The following is a 19,012-nucleotide window of genomic DNA, read 5'->3' as shown; positions in this document are numbered from 1 at the left end:
CTAATTCTTTCTTACCAGCGGTAGTGAGCAAATGCTTTATTAGCCTCTGCCATCTTGTAAGTATCTTCCTTCTTCTTGAAAGATGCACCTTTTGAATTTGCCGCATCTAAAAGCTCATTTGCTAGTTTATCAACCATTGTTCTTTCGCTTCTTTTTCTAGCAAAAGTTATAAGCCAGCGGATAGCAAGAGCTTGTTGGCGAGCTGGGCGAACCTCAACTGGTACTTGATAAGTAGCACCACCAACACGGCGTGATTTAACTTCTAAAATAGGTTTTACATTTTCGATAGCGTCGTTAAAAACGTCGATGCCTTTAACCTCAGCATTTTTCTTTTCGATAGCTTTAATAGCACCATACATTATCTCTGTAGCGACGCTTTTTTTGCCATCATACATAAGAGAATTAATAAATTTAGTGATTATTTTATTTCCGTAAATCGGATCAGGTAAAACTTCCCTTACAGGAGCTTTTCTTCTTCTCATTTTGATTTTTCCTTCAAATTTTTATGAAATTTTACTCAAACGTTTGCAAATTTAAGCAACGTCTGCGAACCTAATTTTTTACTTTTTTGGAGCAGCAGCGCCAGCTTTAGGGCGTTTTGCACCATATTTAGAACGAGAAACTGTTCTTTTTGCAACACCAGCAGTATCAAGTGCACCACGAACGATGTGATATTTAACACCTGGTAAGTCTTTAACCCTACCGCCGCGAACTAAAACAATACTGTGTTCTTGTAGGTTGTGACCTTCACCGCCGATATAGCTGATGACTTCAAAACCGCTTGTAAGCCTAACTTTGGCAACTTTCCTCAAAGCTGAGTTTGGTTTTTTAGGAGTTGTAGTATAAACCCTAGTGCAAACTCCTCTTCTTTGAGGGCACTCTTTTAACGCTGGAGATTTTGACTTAACAGTCACTTTCTTGCGTTCATTTCTGACCAATTGATTTATGGTTGGCACAATAATTCCTTTCAACTAAATTTATTAAAAAGACCTAATTTTATTTAAAAAAAGCTTAAATAACGGTTAATAAGTTAGACTTATTCATACGTTCCTTTTTTTATAAAACCACTGTCATCTTTTAAAATTTCACCCTTTGCAACGACAAATTTAATCTCAAATTTCTCATCGATTAGCAAAATATCTGCATCGTAATTTTCTTTTATCTCGCCTTTTTTATTTTGTAAGGCCACACTTTTTGCCACGTTTGTCGTAAAATATGGCAACGCCTCCTCGATACTAAAACCATCTTTTACAAAATTTATAAACTCTTCATACAAACTCTTAACGCTAGCGATGCCTATTTTTAGTAAATTTCCGTCGCTATCATAGCTAGAGTAGCTGCCAAAGCCGTCTGAGCTAATGGTTATCTTATTTGTCGGTAAATTTTCTTTTTTGATGCGCTTTACAGCTTCAAGTGGCGTAAGTCCTGGCATGCAGGTAAAGTCGATGTAGCCGCCATCTTTTATAAATTTAAAGCTTTGTTTAAAAAGCTCCTCGTTTCTATTTACGTGCGTTGGCTGAAATAGAGTGATCGGTATATCGTACTCATTTAGCACTTCATAGATCAAATTTAAGCCCTTTTTGCCATCACCCATATGAAGCGTGGTGTGTCCTGACTTTGAGCTGATCATACCAGCCACCCTGCCAGCTGAAACTATGTGAGCTAGCTCATCTTTGCTCACGCTTGATGAGCGGTGGTCGCTTATGGCTAGCTTGGTGCCGATTATCGGATCAACAAAGACAATATCTTTTTCGATCTCGCCAGTTATGGTTGGCGTTTTAGAGCTGTATGCGCCAGTGTGAGCATAGCACGTGATGCCCTCGTCGTTTAGCGCGTGTGCTTTTGCGACTAAATTTTCAACGCTTCTTGTCGTGCTGTCAGTTCCAAGTAGGCCAACAGCCGTCGTTATGCCAGCTTCTATTAAATTTGATAGCATGATCTCAGGCACCCTAGTCTTAAAGCCGCCCTCTCCGCCGCCTCCAGTGATATGCACGTGCTTATCAATGAGACCTGGTATAGCCGTGAAATTTGAAGCGTCGATTACCTTTACATTTGGCAAATTTGGCTCTAAATTTTCAGCTATGCAGACGATCTTGCCATTACATATAAATATATCTTTTTTACCAAGGAATTTTGGCGAGTAAATTTTGACGTTTTTTATAAGTATCATTTGGTGTCCTTGTTTATCTTAGCTATGCCGATGCCAGTAAGCGCTAAAATGATAGCAAAGACAACGCCCATGTAGTTTAGGATCGCCCATGGCAAGTACTCTACTGTTGGCACGCCAAGTGTAGCTGTCATATATGCGCCAGCTGCTGACCAAGGGATGAGTGGGACGATCACGGTGCCAGAGTCTTCAAGTGTTCTTGATAGGTTTTTGGCTGCTAAATTTTTCTCTTTATAAAAGTCTTTAAACATCTCACCAGGGATGAGGATAGAAAGATATGAGCTACCTGTGACAAATGCGACAGTTAGGCATGAGCCGATAGTTGAGATGATGACTCCTGCTGTTGATTTGACCCTTGCCATAATGGTGTGAAGTACCTTCGTAAGCATGCCAGTTTTTGAGATGATGCCAGCAAAGCCCATAGCGCAGATGACTAGTATAGTGGTTGAATTTACCGAGCTCACGCCGCCTCTATTTAAAAGCTTAGTGATATCTTTTGAAAACTCCATATTAATGCCGCTCATCGTGACGTTAAAGCCAGTCATCACTGAGATAAAGCCATTTTTAAAGCTAAAATCTTGAACGATAACGCCAAGAAGCACTGAAAATAGCGAAGCGATGATCATGACAGGTATAGTTGGCCACTTTAGCACCGAACCAGCCAAGACAAAAAGCACAGGCAAAAGCAAGATGATATTCCAGTGAAAAATTTTATCAAGCTGACCTTGAAGCGCCAAAACCGACTCTGAAACATTTGCACCACTGCTTGCCGCCTCGCTACCAAAGAATAGATAAGCTGCTATCGCAACAATAGTTGCTGGGATAGTCGTATAAAACATATGTCTGATGTGTTCATAAAGCTCTGAGCCAGCTGCTATCGGAGCTAGGTTTGTCGTGTCTGAGAGTGGGGAGAGCTTATCGCCAAAGTATGCTCCTGCGACTACCGCACCAGCAGTTGCTGCTAAATTTACATCAAGACCTTGAGCTATGCCCATGATGGCGACACCGACTGTGCCAGCAGAGCCCCAAGATGTGCCAGTTACGGTTGAGATGATGGCTGCGATGACAAAAGCTGTTAGGACTAGATACTGCGGACTTATAAGATCCACGCCGTAGTAGATGATCATAGGGATGGTGCCTGAAAATACCCACGAGCCAATAAGCAGACCGACTGCCCAAAGTATCATAAGCGCTGGCAATGAGCTTGAAATTTTCTCTATCACTCCCTCTTGAAGCTCACTCCAACTATATCCTAGCCTCCAAGCGATGCCACCAGCCACAAGGGCTGCTATCAAAATGATCGGCTCAACCTTTAGCTTCATATAACCAACGCCAAGCGCAAGGCCTACGATCATAACCAAGATAGGCGTAAGGGCCAGCAGAAACGAAGGCTCTTTTTTTATAGAGTTCATCATGTGTCCTTTAAATTTGAGATATTTTTGAATTTAAAGGCTACAAACTTAAATTGTTATAAAAAAATAAAATAAAATTAAAATTTAAATAAAACGTGTGAAAATTTAGCACATCTGATATGTGCTAAATTTAGATCAATCTTGTTTGATAGCGTATTTACCGCTACCAGTCGAGATGATGCAAAGTGACATAGCGATATAAAGATATATAAGCTCTGCTTTAAAGCCATTTACATTAGTTAGCTCAAGTAAATTTGACAAGCCAAAATATGAATACAAAATGACAAGACTAGAGCCAAAAACTAGGAGCGCGCCAAGCCTTGAGTAAAAACCAACAGCAATCATTATAGGGGCTAAAACCTCGCTAAGATAGGCAAAATACGCCAGAAAACTAGGTAGTCCAGCATCAACTAAAATGCTCTTTACGCCGCCAACTCCGTGTAAAATTTTGCCAAAGCCGTGCATAAAAAGGCAAATTCCAAGACCTAAGCGCAGAAATAAAAGTCCAAGATCGACATTTTTCATAATATCTCCGTTACATATTTTTAGTTATGGATTTTATTTAATATTGATTAACGGCTTGTAAATTTTGAAATTTTGTAAATTTAAGTGGGTAAATTTATAAGAGAATTAAGCCCCAGATGCGGGGCTTAATATATTAGTTTTCTTTGATCTTTATCTTTTTATCTTTGTAAAAACCAGTACCAACTGGGATCATACGTCCAAGGATGACGTTCTCTTTTAGATCTTCAAGATAGTCAAATTTAGCAGCGATTGACGCTTCTGTTAAAACCTTAGTTGTCTCTTGGAATGACGCAGCAGAGATCACACTATCACTTCCGATAGCTGCTCTTGTAACACCAAGAAGGATCGGTTCAGCGATAGCTGGCTCGCCACCCATTTTCATGATGCGCTCGTTCTCTTCTTTAAATTTGTTTCTTGAAACCATGTCGCCAACGATGAAATTTGTATTTCCGCTATCGACGATTTTGACTTGGCGAAGCATTTGAGAGACGATGATCTCGATGTGCTTATCAGCGATCGCAACACCTTGGCGACGATAAACTTGCTGAATTTCGCTGATCAAATAGTAGTGAAGTGCCTTTTCACCAAGAATTCTTAAGATATCATGGCTTGAGATAAGTCCGTCTGTTAGTTTCTCACCAGCATGAACAAATTCGCCGTCTCTTACTTGGATCTGGCGGCTCTTCTCGATCAAATACTCAGCTGTCGTGCCATCTTCTGCTTGGATGATGATGCGCTCTTTTGAGCGAAGTGGCTTGTCAAATCTAACAACGCCGTCGATCTCAGCAACGATGGCTGTATTTTTAGGGCGTCTTGCCTCAAATAGCTCACTAACTCTTGGAAGACCACCGGTGATATCTTTTGACTTAGCAACAGCTTTTGGAGTCTTAGCCAAAATGTCAGCTTGGGCTACTTCATCGCCACTTGAAACAAAGATCGCAGTTTTTGGATCAAGTGGATACTTGATCAAATGTCCGCTCTTTGTAGTGATAATGATCGCTGGTTTTACGCCACTTGGCAAATATTCGTTGATAACAAGACGTCTTTGACCAGTTGCCTCGTCAGCTTGCTCAGTCGCACTATATCCTGGCTCGACATCTTCAAAGCTAACCACACCAGCCTCTTCTGCAATAGTTGGAGTTGAGTATGGATCCCACTCAGCGATTATTAGCTTGTCATCTTTTTCAGGTAGTGAGACCACTGTCGCTCTTTCTACCGCATCATTGTCTGATACTTGGATGATAGAATTTCTTGGGATGTAGTGGCGAACTGCCTCACGTCCGTCTTTGTCAGAAACAACAACAAAGAAGCCTTTTTCGGTTACTTTGTGACCTTTTTTGATATCTTTTAGTCTATCAAGGAAGTCACCTTTTAGTATGAAAAATTTAACTACACCATTTGCATCTGCTGTGATCTTTCTAGTTACTGGATCGCCATCTGAAATTTTAAGCTCACTAGCATAAGGGATACGATTTGGAATGTTCCAACCCTCTTTGATGATCTCAACAATACTCTCATTCTCTTTTACCTTATCGCCATTTGCGTAAGGGATATACATCTTGCCTTCGATCTTGCCGCTAACGCCAGCTAGTTCGTTTGGCTTAGCAAGATCGTTTCTTCTGATGGTATATTTGATCTCTTCTTTTTTACCCTTGATTACGATATTTACATCTTCGTGGGCATATTCGATCTCGATTTTACCATCGATTGTTGATTTTATCTTTGGCTCAACAAGTAATACAGCTGCACTTCTTCTGTTTGCAACGATTTTCTTGCCGTTGTTCTCGTATGTGCTAAGGTTGTAATATCTAATAAAGCCCTCTTTTTGAGCGATGACTTGGCGGTCTTGTTGTTCAGTAGAAGCCGTACCACCGATGTGGAACGTTCTTAGCGTTAGCTGAGTACCTGGCTCACCGATTGATTGAGCTGAGATGATACCGACAGCCTCGCCTGGTTTTACAAGTTTGCCCTCACCCAAATTTAAGCCGTAGCATTTTGCGCAAACGCCTTTTGGCGCCTTGCACGTGATAGGTGTTCTAATGCTTACTGATTTTATGCCAGCTTCAGTTATTGCCTTAGCTTTCTCCTCATCAAGCAATGTGCCTTCGCTAAATAAAATTTCATTTGTTATAGGATCGATCACATCATCTGCTAAAACACGGCCCAAGACTCTCTCTTCAAGGCTCTCTATTAGCTCGCCACTCTCTGTGATATCTGTGATCTCAACACCCTCGTGCGTACCGCAGTCGTGCATTGTGACTTTAACATTTTGAGCAACGTCGATTAGCTTTCTTGTTAAGTAACCAGCGTTAGCAGTTTTTAGCGCGGTATCTGCAAGACCCTTTCTAGCTCCGTGGGTTGAGTTGAAGTACTCCATTATGTTTAGACCTTCACGGAAGTTTGAAATGATCGGTGTTTCGATGATCGAGCCGTCCGGTTTTGCCATAAGACCACGCATACCAGCTAGCTGGCGAATTTGCGCTGCACTACCTCTCGCACCTGAGTCAGCCATCATATAAATTGAGTTAAATCCACCCTTATCACTTTGGATAAGCTTCATCATCTCGCTTGCAACACTATTATTTGTATCTGTCCAGATATCGATGATCTTGTTGTACCTCTCACTATCTGTTAAAAGACCAGCGCCATATTGCTTTTGAATTTCACGAACTTTTTTCTTAGCTTCGTCGATATATTTTTGCTTGCTATCTGGCACGATGATGTCTGCAATAGAGATAGAAATTCCCGCTTTTGTAGCATATCTAAAGCCTAAATTTTTAAGCTTATCAAGGAAGTCAGCCGTTACTTCAAGACCGCCATTTCTATAAACATAATCAACCAAATTTGCAATGTCTTTTTTCTTCATGATCTTGTTCCACATATTTTCAGGGACAAAATCAGGAAGTATCGCTCTTAAGATCAAGCGACCAGCTGTTGTAAAGATGATCTTGTTATCAACCATTGTTTTGATTTTAGCGTGAAGACCAAGAGTGTTAGCCTCTTCAGCGATCATTACTTCATCGACGCTTGAGAAAATTTTGTTTGCACCTTTTTCATCGTTTCTCTCTAGGCTTAAATAATAAATTCCTAAAACCATATCTTGTGAAGGGACTGTGATAGCCTTACCACTTGCAGGAAGCAAGATGTTCATTGAGCTAAGCATCAAAATTTTACACTCAGCAATAGCCTCTTGAGATAGTGGTACGTGAACAGCCATTTGGTCGCCGTCGAAGTCAGCGTTGAACGCCGCACAAACTAACGGGTGAAGCTGGATCGCCTTACCTTCAACAAGAACTGGGTGAAACGCCTGGATAGAAAGTTTGTGAAGTGTTGGAGCACGGTTTAGCATGACCGGATAGTCTTTAACGACCTCTTCTAGGCACTCCCAAACCTCATTTGTCTTATCTTCTATCATTTTTTTAGCTTGCTTAACGGTTGTCGCATAGCCTTTTTCTTCAAGGCGAGCAAGCAAATGTGGCTTAAATAACTCTAAAGCCATCTTCTTTGGAAGACCGCACTGATCCATCTTTAGCTTTGGACCAACGACGATAACAGAACGTCCAGAGAAATCAACACGCTTACCTAGCAAATTCTGACGGAAGCGGCCTTGCTTACCTTTGATAATCTCACTTAGTGATTTTAGTGGGCGTTTATTTGCACCTTTTACCGCATTTGCTCTACGACCATTATCAAATAGCGCATCAACAGCCTCTTGAAGCATTCTTTTTTCGTTTCTGATAATGATCTCAGGTGCGTCAAGCTCAAGTAGGCGTTTTAGACGGCTATTTCTATTTATTACACGGCGATATAGATCATTTACGTCTGAAACAGCAAATTTACCACCATCAAGATTAACAAGTGGTCTAAGATCAGGCGGAAGAACTGGTAAATTTGTTATCATCATCCACTCTGGGCGGTTGCCTGAATTTAAAAAGCTCTCAATAACCTTTAGACGTTTTACGATAGTCTTTTTCTTGGCCTCAGAATTTGTAGCCTCCATCTCTTCTTGTAGCTGATTTAAAATTTGAGTTAGATCAAGCTCAGCTAGCATATCATAAATGACCTCGCCACCCATTCTAGCGCTAAAGCCAGTTTCTTCATATCTTGAAGCTAGGCTTTGATATTGTTCCTCGTTTAAAACGTCATATTTTTCAACTTTTTTAGAATTTTCATTGTCATAATAAGCCTCACCAGCATTATCAACAATATACGCTTCATAGTAAAGTACGCGTTCGAGGTCTTTCATCTTGATACCAAGAAGCGCACCTATACGGCTTGGCAAGAAATTTACATACCAGATATGAGCCACTGGGGTTACAAGCTCGATGTGACCCATGCGAGAGCGACGAACTTTAGATGTTGTTACTTCAACGCCGCACTTTTCGCACTTGATGCCCTTATAACGCATCTTTTTATATTTACCACAAAGGCACTCGTAGTCGCGGATCGGTCCAAAAATTTTGGCACAAAACAAACCGTCACGCTCAGGTTTTAGCGTGCGGTAGTTGATAGTTTCTGGTTTTTTAACCTCGCCATAACTCCAAGATTTTATCTTCTCAGGACTTGCTAAACGAAGTTGAAAAGCTTCAAAATCACGAGGTCTATGCTCTTCTTTTATCTCAACTGGTTTTAAATTAGTTAGTTTCATTTGTCTCATCCTCATCATATACTTCCACATCAAGAGCTAGTGATTTTAGCTCGTTTGTTAGAACAAAGAACGTCTCAGGGATACCAGTCTCAGGAACGTTTTCACCTCTTGTTAAAGCTTTGTAAGCAGAAAGTCTTCCCTCAACATCGTCTGATTTTACAGTTAGCATCTCTCTTAGTGTATGAGCAGCGCCATAAGCCTCAAGTGCCCAAACCTCCATCTCACCAAACCTTTGACCACCAAATAGCGCCTTACCACCGACAGGTTGTTGTGTAACAAGGCTGTATGGTCCAGTACTTCTTGCGTGAACTTTTTCATCAACCAAGTGGTGAAGTTTTAGCATATACATACAACCAACATTAACGCGTTCTCTTATCTTTGAGCCTGTGCGTCCGTCATATAGCTCGGTTTTACCATCGCTATCTATCTTTGCCATCTCAAATAATTTTGCAAATTCGTCAGCTTTAACGCCTTCAAAAATCGGAGTTGCAAATCTTACGCCATTGCTCCAATCTTTTGCATACTCAAGAAGCTTCTCATCACTCATCTTGCCAAGAGCTTTTTTAGCGTCCATTAGCTTAGCAACACTTGCGATCTCTATCATCTTAGCTCTTAGCTCTTTTATCCACTCACCTTTTTTGGTCTCGAAAATTTCATTGATCTGCTCGCCTAAGCGGTAACCAACAAGACCAAGGTGGCTCTCTAAAATTTGACCGATGTTCATACGGCTTGGAACACCTAGTGGGTTTAGCACGATATCAACAATCTGACCACTTGGAAGATACGGCATATCAACTTCTCTAACTATATTTGAAACGATACCTTTGTTACCGTGACGTCCAGCCATCTTATCGCCAACTTTTAGTTTGCGTTTTGTAGCTATATAAACTTTTACAAGTTTTACAACGCCGCTTGGTAAAATGTCATCTTTTTCTAAAATTTCTATCTTAGCGTCGTGCTCTTCTTTGAGCTTTTTCTTCTCATTTTGGAAGTAGTTTTTTAGCTCATCATATTTCTTTTGGATATCTTTTGAAAAGCTCTTTACGATAGCATTTAGAGTAAATCTGTTGATATTCTCAAAGTCAGCCTTGTTGATCTTTGAGCCTTTTTTATACTCTTTTTTATTTACCTCTTGATCGCTCGCTAGTGGGTTTTTAGAAAGAAGTGCTGTAACTTTTAGCATCTCTTCGCGGTCTAGCATAAGCAGTCTATCGTGGTGCTCTTTTTCTAAAAGTGTCTTCTCTTCTTCATAGGCCTTGTTTGTTCTGCTATCTTTTTCATAGCCTTTTTTGGTGAAAATTTTAACATCAACAACCACGCCTTCCATTGAAGCTGAAGCATAGAGTGATTTATTTACCACGTGACCAGCTTTTTCACCAAAGATCGCACGTAGTAGTCTTTCTTCTGGAGTTGGCTTAACCTCACCTTTTGGAGATACTTTGCCAACAAGAATCATACCAGGCTTGATCTCTGTACCGATTTTAACGATACCGCTTTCGTCAAGGTGCATAAGCTCCTCTTCTTTGACGTTTGGTATATCTTTTGTTATCTCTTCAACGCCGTCTTTTAGCTCACGAGCCTCGATCTCTTTTTCATAGATATGAACACTTGTAAAGGCATCTTCACGTATCATTTTTTCACTAATGACGATCGCGTCCTCGTAGTTGTAGCCATTCCAAGGCATAAACGCGATTAGTGCATTTTTACCGATAGCTAGCTCGCCTTTTTCCATGCTTGGACCATCAGCTATTATCTGACCAGCAACGATCTCATCGCCTTTTTTAACGATCGGGTGTTGTGAAAATGTCGTGTTTTGGTTTGTTCTTAAATTTTTCTCTAAAGAGTAGTGATCGATATATGGACCAGCTTCATCTTCGCCAAGGATAAAGATATTTTTATTATCAACCTTTTCAACTACGCCGCCACGTTTTGCCTTAACGCTCTCCCAAGCATCTCTTGCGATAATACTCTCCATGCCTGTTCCAACGATAGGAGCAGTTGAGCGAAGTAGTGGTACTGCTTGACGTTGCATGTTTGAACCCATAAGCGCACGGTTGGCGTCATCGTGCTCTAGGAACGGGATAAGCGAAGCTGCAACACCTGCTATCATACCAGAGCAAAGGTCGATCAAAGTAACATCTTCTCTACGAGCAAGCATCATCTCGCCCTCTTTTCTAACCTCAATCAAATCCTCAACGATATGTCCGTTTTCATCAAGTTTAGTTGATGCTGGAGCGATAACATTGCCCTCTTCTTGAGTCGCTGTTAGATAGACTATCTCATCAGTCACTTTGCCATCGACGACCTTTTTATAAGGCGCCTCAACAAAGCCAAGGTCATTTACTTTTGCATAAGTTGAAAGAGTGTTGATAAGACCAATATTTTGACCTTCTGGAGTCTCAACCGGGCAAATTCTGCCGTAGTGAGTTGGGTGAACGTCACGCACCTCAAATCCAGCACGCTCTTTTACCAAGCCACCCTCGCCAAGTGCAGATAGACGGCGCTTGTGTGTAACCTCACTAAGCGGGTTTGTCTGATCCATAAACTGGCTTAACTGACCGCCTGTGAAAAATTCCATGATTGTTGCTGTAATCATTTTTGGATTGATAAGATCATAAGGCATGATCTCGTCAGTATTGTTGCTTAGACTTGTAAATTTATCACGGATAGCCTTTTGCATCTTAACAAAACCAAGGTGAAGCTCACTAGCAAGCAGCTCACCTATCGATCTTATACGGCGGTTGCCAAGGTGATCGCGGTCGTCAATGTGACCTTGTCCATTTTTAACTTTTATAAGATATTTTGCAGTTTTGATGATATCTTCACTAGTTAGCAAGGTAACATACTCTGGCACATCAAGCGAGAGCTTGTGGTTCATCTTCATACGACCAACTTTTGTTAGGTCATATCTTTCAGGGTTAAACAATATATCATTTACAAAGCTTTTTGCAGCCTCTTTAACTACCGGCTCGCCAGGTCTCATGACCTTGTAAATTCTAATCGCAGCAAGATCATTTTCATCATCAACGCCCTCAGTTTGTTTTAAAACTTTAAGCATATCGTTGTCAGCGATAAATGAATTTATGATAGCGTCGTCAACACCGGCAGCAGAGTTGTTTATGATCTCGATACTTTCATGCTCAGCTAAAATTTTTGCAAGTTTATTCTCATCAAGAGCAGATAGTGTGTCATATAAAATTTCGCCGCTTTCTGTGTTTATCACAGGGTTTGCCAAATATCTACCTATAAGTGCTTCGATCGGATACTCGACAAATTTAACGCCATCTTCGATTAATTTATCAGCTTTTTTCTTTGTTAAGCGCTTGCCAGCTTGGTGAAGAACTTCTCCGTCTTCATTTTTTATATCATACTCAACTCTTCCTAGATAATCCTCTGGGTTGAAAAGAGTTAAGAATTTATTATTTTTAATAACTAAATTTTGTATTGGATAAAATAGCTTAATAATGTCTTGTTTTTTATATCCTAATGCCCTAAACAAGATAGTTACAGGCACTTTTCTGCGCTTATTTATCCTAACATATAAAATATCTTTTGTATCATATTCAAAGTGCAACCAAGAGCCACGATCTGGGATTATTTGAGCTGTATAAATAAGTTTATTTGCAACAGTTGAACTCTCCTCTTGTTTAAAGATAACGCCAGGGCTTCTATGAAGTTGATTTACAACAACACGCTCAACGCCATTTATAATAAATGAAATTCTATCTGTCATCAACGGAATTTCACGTATAAAAATTTCTTGCTCTTTTATATCTTTAACGCCAACTTTATCACCAGTCTTATCGTCTTTTTCATGTACGATAAGGCGTATTTTCATTTTTAAATTTACAGAGTATGTAAGACCTCTTTCTATGCACTCTCTGATTGTATATTTTGGTTTTCCAATCTCTGAGCTAACATATTCTAAAGTCAAACGATTTTGCGGATCATGTATAGGGAAAATCGACTTAAAAACTTTTTCGATACCGCTTTCTGTCTGATTGTTATTTAGATTTAAAAAATTATCAAAGCTCTTTTTTTGTAGTTGTAGTAGGTTCGGAACGTCTATCTCTTTAACGACATTAGAGAAGTCAACTCTAAGACGATTTCCTGAGTATAAGCTATTTAACATTGCATCTACCTCGTGGTAATTTTGAAAGAAAAGTATAGCCTTTTACAAGGCATCTAAAATTTAAAAAAGAGAGAGCCTCTGCCCTCTCTTGAAATATTAAGCCTAAATAATAAAAAATTATTTAAGTTCAACCTTAGCACCAGCCTCTTCAAGCTCTTTTTTAGCTGCTTCAGCTTCGTCTTTGCTAACGCCTTCTTTAAGAACAGATGGAGTTCCTTCAACTGCATCTTTAGCCTCTTTAAGACCAAGACCAGTAAGTGCTCTAACAACCTTAATAACGTTGATTTTCTTATCACCAGAATCAACAAGAACGATGTTAAATTCTGTTTTTTCTTCAGCAGCAGCTGCACCACCAGCAGCAACTGCACCACCAGCTACCATTACAGGAGCTGCGCTAACACCAAATTTCTCTTCAAACTCTTTTACAAGTTCGCTAAGTTCAAGTACAGAAAGATTAGATATAAACTCTAATACGTCTTCTTTTGTAATTGCCATTTTTAATCCTTATTATTTTTTAATTTAATTAAGCTGATTGTTCTTTTTTCTCTTTAAGCGCATTCAAACCAATTGTGAAATTTTGAATTGGCGCATTCCAAACTTGCAAAAGCATCGCAATAAGCTCATCACGGCTAGGCATTTTAGATAGAGCTTTAACTTTATCAACGCTTGCAACTTCGCCATCGATATATGCTGTTTTAATTTTGAAAAGGTCAGCATTAGCCTCTTCAAATTTTGCGGCTACTTTAGTTACTGCTAATTGATCTTCACTCCAAAGATAGATGTTTGTATCTTTAAGTTCCATTCCGACTTTATCAGAATTTTTAAGAGCAATATTTGCAAGAGTATTTTTAATAACTTGAACTTTTACATTTTGTTCTTTTGCAGAATTTCTTAAAACTTCAAGTTTTTTAACTGAAAGACCACGATAGTCACAAACTACAATAGCTTCAGCAGTTTTAAATTCACTCTCTAATTTTGCAACAACTTCAGTTTTTTCGTTACGTGTCACTTTTTCTCCTTTCCGACCGGTAATTTCAAGCAGAGCGGGTCGAATCAATTAAGCCCAATGGCCTCGGCTATCTCCAATCTAAGATATAAATTTCTCTAAATTATTATTTTAAATCCATAACTTCTTGAGTATCAAGAGTTACAGAAGGGCTCATTGTTAAAGACAATGAAGCATTTTTTACATATCTACCTTTTGCAGTCGCAGGTTTATGTTTATTAATAGCTTTAATAAATGTTGAAATATTTTCATTTAATTGCTCTTTAGTAAAATTGACCTTACCAAGACCTGCATGTATATTTCCTTGCTTGTCGACACGGAAATTTACCTGACCACTTTTTGCATTATTAACAGCTTGTGCAACATCCATTGTAACTGTTCCAGTTTTTGGATTTGGCATTAAACCTTTAGGTCCTAAAATTCTACCAACTTTACCTACAAGACCCATTAAATTTGGAGTAGCTATAAGAACATCAAAGTTCATTATACCTTTTTGGATATCCTCAACTAGATCATCAGCACCAACTATGTCAGCACCAACAGCTTTTGCCTCATCAGCTTTAGCATCTTTTGCTATAACAGCAACTCTTACAACTTTGCCTGTACCAGCTGGTAAAACAACAGAACCACGAACCATTTGATCAGCATGTCTTGGATCAACGTTTAATTTTAACGCAATCTCAACTGTCTCATTAAATTTAGCAGAAGCTAGAGTTTTAACAGTATCGATAGCCTCGCTAAGGTTATAAATTTTATCTTGCTCTACTTTTTTGAGCAATTCTTGAAATCTCTTACTAGTTTTTCCCATAAATTTCTCCGCATATAAATTGCTTCCGTCTTTTAAAAATCAACCTGACGGTAAAGGTTTTAGTCTACTACTTCGACACCCATTGAACGAGCTGAACCAGCAATAATCTTAGCTGCTTGCTCTTTATCATTTGTATTTAAATCAACAAGTTTTTTCTCAACAATTTCTAAAACTTGAGCTTTTGTTAATTTACCTACTTTATTTTTTAAAGGATTATCTGTTCCTTTTGTTATACCCGCAGCCTTCTTAATAAGGTCCGTAGCAGGTGGTTGCTTTGTGATAAATGTAAAACTTTTATCAGCATAAACTGTTATAACGACCGGGATATTAAATCCAACCATATCTTTTGTTTTTTCATTAAAGGCTTTACAAAATTCCATAATATTAACGCCTTTTTGTCCTAATGCTGGACCAACTGGCGGGCTAGGATTTGCTTTTGTTGCGGCAATTTGTAATTTTATTTCACCTATAACTTTTTTAGCCATTTCTTGCTCCTTAAATTATCTTCTCAACTTGTGAATACAAAATATCAACAGGGGTACTTCTACCAAAAATAGAAACATTGAGTCTAAGCTTGCCATGTATCATATCGTATTCTTCAACGATACCTGTAAAGTTAGCAAAAGGACCTTCTGTTATGCGAACGCTTTCACCATCCTCAAAAAATATTTTAGGTTTTGGTGCCGCTCTTTTTTGAACTTTCTCCAAGATAGTATTTATATCTTTTTCAGTCAATGGTGTAGGCTTTTTAGCCTCACCGATAAAACGTCCAACCTTTGGCAAAGACTGAATCTTATGCCAAAGAGCTGTATCAAGATCTAAACATGCAAAAGCATATCCAGGATAAAGAGTTCTTTCATTAATTTTTTGCTTACCGTTTTTTATCTCTATTACGTCTTCTGTAGGAACGATAACTTCTTTTAGTTGATCTTCGATACCGTGATCTCTAACTAAATTTTCAATTCCTCTTTTTACTGCCATTTCGCTACCAGCGTAAGTTTGTATAGCATACCATTTGTGTGACATTATTTTTCCTTATCCTATATAACTTTAGAAAGAACAAAGGACATAATAACATCAACAAGAGCTAAAAAAAGTGAAACAACAGCGACCACGATAAAAACTGCAATAAAAGCATTTCTAATTTGTTCTTTAGTAGGAAAGATAACTTTCATTATTTCCAATTTAGATAGCTTTATATAATTTATAAATTTTTCCATAATCTTAACCTTAATTGTGGCAGGGCAAGAGGGATTCGAACCCCCAACCATTGGATTTGGAATCCAGCGCTCTACCGTTGGAGCTATTGCCCTAATAGCTACTTATTCTTAATTTAGCTTTTTAACTTAACTTCTTTATGAACAGTATGTTTTTTTAATCTTGGGCAATATTTTTTGAGCTCAACCTTATCTGTAGTGGTTTTGCTGTTTTTTGTAGTAGTATAATTGATATCACCACACTCAGAGCATTTTAAACCGATTTTAATTCTCATATATATTCCTTATAGAAAGCCAAAGGGGTTCCCCTTTGGCATATTTTTATAAATTAACCAAGTATTTTTGAAACAACACCTGAACCAACAGTTCTACCACCTTCACGGATAGCAAAACGAGTACCTTCTTCAAGTGCAACTGGAGCGATAAGCTCAACAGAAATTCTTACGTTATCACCTGGCATAACCATCTCTGTGCCTTCTGGTAATGTAATAGAACCAGTAACGTCAGTTGTTCTTACATAAAATTGTGGTCTATAGTTGTTAAAGAAAGGAGTATGACGACCGCCCTCTTCTTTAGTTAGAATATAAACCTCACCCTCAAATTTTGTGTGAGGAGTAATTGACTTAGGTTTGCAAAGAACCATACCACGTTCAACGTCTTCTTTTTTAGTACCACGAAGAAGAACACCAACGTTATCGCCAGCTTCACCTTGATCCATCTCTTTTCTAAACATCTCAACACCAGTAACCGTTGTTGTTTGTGTAGGTTTGATACCAACGATTTCTATTGTATCGCCAACTTTTACAACACCTTTCTCAATTCTACCTGTTACAACTGTACCACGACCTGAAATTGAGAAAACATCTTCGATTGGCATAAGAAGATCTTTATCTGTAGCACGAACTGGAGTTGGGATATAGCTATCAACCGCATCCATTAGTTCCATAATTTTTGCTGACCATTCGCCGTCTTGTCCAGCTTTTGCCTCTTCAAGAGCTTTAAGTGCTGAACCAGAAACTATTGGAGTATCATCACCTGGGAAGTTGTACTCGTTAAGTAGTTCGCGAATTTCCATTTCAACTAGTTCAAGTAACTCAGCATCATCGACCATATCTGCTTTGTTCATGAAAACAACGATATAAGGAACACCAACTTGGCGAGATAGCAAGATGTGCTCTCTTGTTTGTGGCATTGGGCCGTCTGCTGCAGAAACAACTAGAATAGCGCCGTCCATTTGTGCAGCACCTGTAATCATGTTTTTTACATAGTCGGCGTGACCTGGGCAGTCAACGTGAGCATAGTGACGTTTCTCTGTCTCATACTCAATGTGTGAAGTAGCAATTGTAATGCCACGCTCTTTCTCTTCTGGAGCATTATCAATATTATCATAATCTTTTAGCTCAGCAAGACCTTTGCGTGAAAGAACAGCAGATATTGCAGCTGTTAAAGTAGTTTTACCATGGTCAACGTGACCGATAGTGCCTATGTTTACGTGTGGCTTGTTGCGTGAAAATTTTTCTTTAGCCATCTTTTCCTCCGTTATGATATGTGTCTTTATCTAATTCAAATTCGTATAGTAATATAAAATCATATAAACCAGTGGAGCTCATAGCGGGACTTGAACCCGCGACCTCTTCCTTACCAAGGAAGTGCTCTACCTCTGAGCCATATGAGCGAAAAACGCTTGGCTGAGATGATTTTAATCAACATACAAACAACTAAAAATTCATGAAAATAAAGATGGAATAACTGTGTTTAGTAAAATCTAGATACAGCTCCCAGTTTACTTTCCCAAATTTTGGAGCGGGAAACGGGGTTCGAACCCGCGACCCTCAGCTTGGAAGGCTGATGCTCTAGCCAACTGAGCTACTCCCGCATAACAATGGTGGTGAGACGTGGATTCGAACCACGGAAGACATAGTCAGCAGATTTACAGTCTGCCCTCGTTGGCCGCTTGAGTATCTCACCTTAAACATTAATAAGTTATTTTGGTATTTTCTGGTCAAACACTGTTACAAAATGGAGCTGGTGAACGGACTTGAACCGCCGACCCACTGCTTACAAGGCAGTAGCTCTACCAACTGAGCTACACCAGCACCTGTTTTGTGAAGTGGCAATTATAGCCCAAAATAAAATAAAAGTCAAGGAGATTTTGAAAAATATTTTATCTATTTTTTTGCAATCAAAAATCTATAAATTTTATAGGAAATTTCAAAAATAGCCCACTAATCTGAGCCGCTTTTACAAAAAACAAATATAAATTTTACATATACAAAATTTCATTTTTTATAATTTTATTTTTTTTAAAAGCTAAAATTTCTATAATTACGAAAAATTACAAAGGATTTAATATGCAATTTTTACCTTGGGCGGTAATTTTACTGCTAATTTACGTGATCTACTTTTTAATGATCCGCTATGAAAAAAAGATAGCGACACTAAGCAAAATGATCGAGCAAAACAGTGATGGTATCAAAGAAAATAGAGACCTTATAGGTCAAAACAGATCACTAATCGAGAAAAATAAACACAACATTGAGAAAAATACTAAAGATATTACAACAAATGTTGAAAAAATAGACATTGACTTGGAAGATTAATTCTTCCAAAATTTCTCTTCTTTTTCCTTTTTTATCAAATTTTCGTAAGTTTGCATTCTTATATTTACAGGCTCTAAATTTATGCCATCTTTTTTTATCTTAAAATATTTCCCGTCCATCAAGCAATACTCTGGCACTAAGTCGTAGCGCTTCGAAAGTGGCAAAACTCTAAAGCTAAGATTATCCAGTATCAAAGGCTCTTTGTGTAAATTTTCCCAAACAGCTAGCACCATATGATATTTTTTTGTATTTTTTTCCTGAACTACTAGAAGGCATTTTTGATTATCCACGCCAAGATCTTTTAGGCTATCGCGCTTTGATATCGCGTACTCTTCGCAGTCTCCGCCACCTCGCCTTAAAAACTCCCCCCTAGTGCTCCACACATCTACATTTGTATTGTAAAAATCATCATATCTTGGCATCAAAGAATTTAAGTATGAATTTATGAGCTCCAGCTTTCTGATAAAGCTTTCGTGTTCTATTTTTTTCATAAAATT

17 protein-coding genes and 5 tRNA genes are annotated in these 19,012 nt (G+C 38.7%); 1 reads left to right on the top strand and 21 read right to left on the bottom strand.

Going from position 1 to position 19,012, the window contains the following annotated elements:
• Positions 1-11 precede the first annotated feature (11 nt).
• The 20 genes from rpsG to CVT07_RS03020 form a co-directional block, all read right to left on the bottom strand.
• On the bottom strand, positions 12-482 hold the full coding sequence (gene rpsG, locus CVT07_RS03115) for a 30S ribosomal protein S7 (RefSeq protein ID WP_002941142.1): 471 nt from the start codon (positions 480-482) through the stop codon (positions 12-14).
• Between the two features lie 78 nt (positions 483-560).
• Complete coding sequence (gene rpsL, locus CVT07_RS03110; RefSeq protein ID WP_002941121.1) at positions 561-956, bottom strand: 30S ribosomal protein S12; 396 nt, start codon at positions 954-956, stop codon at positions 561-563.
• Positions 957-1,036: 80 nt separating this feature from the next.
• The gene (iadA, locus tag CVT07_RS03105; RefSeq protein ID WP_107937284.1) at positions 1,037-2,170 is read right to left on the bottom strand and encodes a beta-aspartyl-peptidase; all 1,134 of its coding nucleotides are present in this window, start codon (positions 2,168-2,170) and stop codon (positions 1,037-1,039) included.
• On the bottom strand, positions 2,167-3,579 hold the full coding sequence (nhaC, locus tag CVT07_RS03100; protein ID WP_107937286.1) for a Na+/H+ antiporter NhaC: 1,413 nt from the start codon (positions 3,577-3,579) through the stop codon (positions 2,167-2,169). The genes iadA and nhaC overlap by 4 nt, the downstream gene beginning before the upstream one ends.
• A 135-nt stretch (positions 3,580-3,714) precedes the next feature.
• The gene (locus CVT07_RS03095) at positions 3,715-4,104 is read right to left on the bottom strand and encodes a DoxX family protein (protein WP_009294512.1); all 390 of its coding nucleotides are present in this window, start codon (positions 4,102-4,104) and stop codon (positions 3,715-3,717) included.
• A gap of 133 nt (positions 4,105-4,237) precedes the next feature.
• Positions 4,238-8,752, bottom strand: coding sequence for a DNA-directed RNA polymerase subunit beta' (gene rpoC / locus CVT07_RS03090; RefSeq protein WP_002941087.1), 4,515 nt, complete (start codon positions 8,750-8,752; stop codon positions 4,238-4,240).
• Positions 8,739-12,884: a DNA-directed RNA polymerase subunit beta gene (rpoB, locus tag CVT07_RS03085; protein ID WP_107937288.1), complete on the bottom strand. Its 4,146-nt coding sequence runs from the start codon at positions 12,882-12,884 to the stop codon at positions 8,739-8,741. The genes rpoC and rpoB overlap by 14 nt, the downstream gene beginning before the upstream one ends.
• Before the next feature lie 117 nt (positions 12,885-13,001).
• A complete protein-coding gene (gene rplL / locus CVT07_RS03080) occupies positions 13,002-13,379 on the bottom strand; it encodes a 50S ribosomal protein L7/L12 (RefSeq protein ID WP_012001504.1) in 378 nt (125 codons plus the stop codon).
• A gap of 28 nt (positions 13,380-13,407) precedes the next feature.
• Positions 13,408-13,893: a 50S ribosomal protein L10 gene (gene rplJ, locus CVT07_RS03075; RefSeq protein WP_103567743.1), complete on the bottom strand. Its 486-nt coding sequence runs from the start codon at positions 13,891-13,893 to the stop codon at positions 13,408-13,410.
• A 103-nt stretch (positions 13,894-13,996) separates the two neighbouring features.
• Positions 13,997-14,698: a 50S ribosomal protein L1 gene (gene rplA / locus CVT07_RS03070; protein ID WP_107937290.1), complete on the bottom strand. Its 702-nt coding sequence runs from the start codon at positions 14,696-14,698 to the stop codon at positions 13,997-13,999.
• A 59-nt stretch (positions 14,699-14,757) separates the two neighbouring features.
• Positions 14,758-15,183: a 50S ribosomal protein L11 gene (gene rplK, locus CVT07_RS03065; RefSeq protein WP_002941145.1), complete on the bottom strand. Its 426-nt coding sequence runs from the start codon at positions 15,181-15,183 to the stop codon at positions 14,758-14,760.
• A gap of 10 nt (positions 15,184-15,193) precedes the next feature.
• Complete coding sequence (gene nusG, locus CVT07_RS03060; RefSeq protein WP_180385147.1) at positions 15,194-15,727, bottom strand: transcription termination/antitermination protein NusG; 534 nt, start codon at positions 15,725-15,727, stop codon at positions 15,194-15,196.
• 11 nt (positions 15,728-15,738) lie between these two features.
• Complete coding sequence (gene secE / locus CVT07_RS03055; protein WP_002941070.1) at positions 15,739-15,918, bottom strand: preprotein translocase subunit SecE; 180 nt, start codon at positions 15,916-15,918, stop codon at positions 15,739-15,741.
• 17 nt (positions 15,919-15,935) lie between these two features.
• Positions 15,936-16,011 (bottom strand) — tRNA-Trp (locus CVT07_RS03050).
• A gap of 20 nt (positions 16,012-16,031) precedes the next feature.
• Positions 16,032-16,190, bottom strand: a complete 159-nt coding sequence (gene rpmG, locus CVT07_RS03045; protein WP_002941157.1) for a 50S ribosomal protein L33 — start codon at positions 16,188-16,190, stop codon at positions 16,032-16,034.
• A 53-nt stretch (positions 16,191-16,243) separates the two neighbouring features.
• Positions 16,244-17,443 carry an elongation factor Tu gene (tuf, locus tag CVT07_RS03040; RefSeq protein WP_002941132.1) on the bottom strand — a complete coding sequence of 400 codons (1,200 nt, stop codon included), beginning with the start codon at positions 17,441-17,443 and terminating at the stop codon, positions 16,244-16,246.
• Between the two features lie 72 nt (positions 17,444-17,515).
• Positions 17,516-17,590, bottom strand: a tRNA-Thr gene (locus CVT07_RS03035).
• A gap of 124 nt (positions 17,591-17,714) precedes the next feature.
• A tRNA-Gly gene (locus CVT07_RS03030) sits at positions 17,715-17,791 on the bottom strand.
• Positions 17,792-17,798: 7 nt separating this feature from the next.
• Positions 17,799-17,883: transfer RNA gene (locus CVT07_RS03025), tRNA-Tyr, on the bottom strand.
• 52 nt (positions 17,884-17,935) lie between these two features.
• Positions 17,936-18,011: transfer RNA gene (locus tag CVT07_RS03020), tRNA-Thr, on the bottom strand.
• Between the two features lie 255 nt (positions 18,012-18,266).
• Here CVT07_RS03020 and CVT07_RS03015 point away from each other — a divergent pair.
• Positions 18,267-18,515, top strand: coding sequence for a hypothetical protein (locus CVT07_RS03015; protein WP_002941090.1), 249 nt, complete (start codon positions 18,267-18,269; stop codon positions 18,513-18,515).
• Here CVT07_RS03015 and CVT07_RS03010 read toward each other — a convergent pair.
• Positions 18,512-19,006 carry a transglutaminase-like cysteine peptidase gene (locus CVT07_RS03010; RefSeq protein WP_223227820.1) on the bottom strand — a complete coding sequence of 165 codons (495 nt, stop codon included), beginning with the start codon at positions 19,004-19,006 and terminating at the stop codon, positions 18,512-18,514. The two genes, CVT07_RS03015 and CVT07_RS03010, sit on opposite strands and share 4 nt — an antisense overlap.
• Positions 19,007-19,012: the final 6 nt, after the last annotated feature.

This window comes from Campylobacter concisus (assembly GCF_003048875.2).
In the GTDB taxonomy this organism is placed as follows: Bacteria; Campylobacterota; Campylobacteria; order Campylobacterales; family Campylobacteraceae; genus Campylobacter_A; species Campylobacter_A concisus_AU.
The sequence above is the reverse complement of the archived record's forward strand: the minus strand, read 5'-3'. Positions and strand labels throughout refer to the sequence as shown.